Annotated in this window: 2 protein-coding genes; both read right to left on the bottom strand. The window is 34.7% G+C overall.

Going from position 1 to position 3,064, the window contains the following annotated elements; genetic code table 11:
- Positions 1 to 269: 269 nt before the first annotated feature.
- Entirely contained in the window at positions 270 to 2,132 is a 1,863-nt protein-coding gene (locus ACNQGH_RS21780; protein WP_417958119.1) for a DNA topoisomerase IV subunit B, read from the bottom strand.
- A 153-nt stretch (positions 2,133 to 2,285) separates the two neighbouring features.
- Complete coding sequence (locus tag ACNQGH_RS21775; RefSeq protein WP_417958118.1) at positions 2,286 to 2,807, bottom strand: NADPH-dependent FMN reductase; 522 nt, start codon at positions 2,805 to 2,807, stop codon at positions 2,286 to 2,288.
- Between the last annotated feature and the right edge of the window lie 257 nt (positions 2,808 to 3,064).

Raw genomic sequence — 3,064 nt, 5'->3', positions numbered from 1 at the left:
ACGACTATAAAATATTACAAATTTAGAACATGAAATTACTGAAGTTACTTAAAAAACTCTGTGGGGTAAGGGGGCATTGTGAACGTTTGTGATTAAAAATGAGCCTTTCTTGAAAAAAAACAACAATCTTTATCAGAACAAAAAATATTTTTACCTATCAATAGTTTTGTTGCGACTTTTGGGTTGCTCATAAGCTCCTACATAATGTTGAAACCTCTGCTTCCATCGAACATCTTGATTTTCCATATTATTCTATATCAGTTTGAATTTTAAACTTTCTCAATCACGTCCAATTCCACCTTCAAATTCTTGATGATAAACTCTTGTCTGTCTGGAGTATTTTTACCCATATAAAAAGATAATAATTGCTCAATCGAAGTATTTTTATCCATCATGATAGGATCTAAACGAATGGTTTCTCCAATGAAATTCTTGAACTCATCTGGAGAAATTTCTCCCAATCCTTTAAATCGGGTGATTTCCGGTTTTGGTTTTAATTTTTCAATAGCATCTTTTCGCTCTTCATCAGAATAACAGTAAATCGTTTCTTTCTTGTTTCGCACCCTGAAAAGTGGTGTCTGCAAAATGTACAGATGGCCTTCCTTTATTAATTCAGGAAAAAACTGCAAGAAAAAAGTAATCAATAACAAGCGAATGTGCATTCCATCGACATCGGCATCTGTTGCGATCACAATGTTGTTGTACCTTAATTTTTCTAATCCATCTTCAATATCCAGCGCCGCCTGCAACAAATTGAATTCTTCATTTTCATAAACAATTTTTTTGCTCATTCCATACGAATTCAAAGGCTTTCCACGTAAACTGAAAACGGCTTGTGTATTTACATCACGTGATTTAGTAATTGACCCGGAAGCCGAATCTCCCTCAGTAATAAAAAGGGTACTTTCTAAACTTTTAGGGTTTTTAGTATCTGGAAGATGGGCGCGACAATCCCTTAATTTCTTGTTATGCAGATTCGCTTTTTTGGCACGATCTGTCGCTAATTTTCTAATACCGGATAATTCTTTACGTTCTCGCTCTGCCTGAAGAATTTTCCTCAATAATGCTTCTGCAGTTGGAGGATTCTTATGTAAATAATTGTCTAACTTCGTTTTTACAAAATCATTTACAAAAGTACGTACTGATAGCATTCCCGGTTCAGAACCCATATCCGTTGAACCTAATTTGGTTTTGGTTTGCGACTCAAAAACCGGCTCCATTACTTTAATACTTATAGCTGTAACAATGGACTTTCGAACATCCGATGCCTCAAAGCTTTTATTGTAAAACTCTCGGATGGCTTTCACAATCGCTTCCCTATAGGCTGCTAAATGCGTCCCTCCTTGTGTCGTATTTTGTCCATTTACAAAGGAATGGTATTCTTCACTGTATTGTGTTTTGCTATGTGTTAAGGCAATTTCGATATCATCTCCTTTCAAATGAATGATTGGATACTCCAAATCATCGGCATGAATGGTTTCTTCCAATAAATCTTTCAGACCATTCTCCGAAAAATATTTTTCGCCATTGAACAAAATAGTCAAACCATTATTTAAGTAACAATAGTTTTTGAGCATTTTGATTACATATTCAAATCTGAATTTGTAATTTTTAAAAATGGCTTCATCCGGAATAAAAGTAACTTTAGTTCCTTTTCTCTTTGTAGTTTCAATAATACCTTCTTCAAGAACCAGATTTCCGGCAGAGAATTCAGCCGCTTTTTGTTTTTCGTCCCGAACGGATTCTACACGGAAGTAATTAGACAAAGCATTCACTGCTTTTGTTCCGACTCCATTCAAACCAACGGATTTCTTAAATGCCAAAGAATCATATTTTCCTCCTGTATTCATTTTAGAAACTACATCAATCACTTTTCCCAATGGAATTCCACGACCGTAATCCCTAACTGTAACAGTTTTGTCCTTGATAGTTACCTCAATTGTCTTACCTGCACCCATGACAAATTCATCGATACAGTTGTCGAGTACTTCTTTCAGAAGAATATAAATACCATCATCCGGAGAGGAACCATCACCAAGTTTCCCAATGTACATTCCGGGACGCATGCGAATATGTTCTTTCCAGTCGAGCGACCGAATATTATCTTCGGTATATTGATTTTGATCGGACATTGTAAATTTTGTGGATTTTGTGCTAATGTAGTGTAATTCGATAAAATTTAAAATAGGAAACCGTCAAAGTTATTAAGAATGATATTGACAAAAAAAAGATTGCAGCTATTAGATTACAGATTTCAGAATACGTGTACAAAAGGTTGCGAAAATTTAAAAATTCCTAATAGTCTCTTTCAGCTGTTTATCCAATTCGGGATTGGAAATTTTACCGTTTTCAACATCAAAATTAACATCAAAACTAGGCAGGGAGAATGTTGCTTTTACATCGGCACCATAACGAGGGAATGCATTTTTGGCAATTTCAAGAACGTTAGCTCCGCCTCTTCCGCCCGGTGAAGTTGCCATTAAAAGCATTGGTTTTTCCTGAAAAACTTTTACTGTTATCCTGGAACACCAGTCGAAAACATTTTTGAAAGCTGCAGAATAATTACTATTATTTTCGGCAAGTGAAACTACCAAAATATCGGCACTGGCAATTTTAGCCAGAAATGCTTTTGCCAGTTCATGCTGACCGATTTCCTTTTCGATATCAACGCTAAATAATGGCATTTGAAAATTATTTAAATCCAACACCTCAACTTCGGCATTTTCGAAAAGATGAGCAGCATAAGTCACTAATTTTTTATTGATGGAGTTTTTACTGGGACTTCCTGCAAAAGCGATAATTTTCATAGTTATTAATTTTTATTAAAAGTAATAAAAATTAAAGATCAATCAAACTGAAAAGGCTTTTAACCCAAGTTGCAGCACAAATGTTAAATAAAAGTTAATTTTGATTAGATTTGTAAGATATTACCCTGATTAAAGAGTTGCTGTTTTGAAGAAAGCCAGTAAAATGGGGCTTTTTATTTTCCGATTCACTTTGTAGTACACAGCGAGCTATTGTTCTTTTAGATTCATTATCAGAACTTTGAAAGATGTACTTCAAA

Source organism: Flavobacterium kochi (genome assembly GCF_048286715.1).
Classification (GTDB): Bacteria; Bacteroidota; Bacteroidia; order Flavobacteriales; family Flavobacteriaceae; genus Flavobacterium.
The sequence above is the reverse complement of the archived record's forward strand: the minus strand, read 5'-3'. Positions and strand labels throughout refer to the sequence as shown.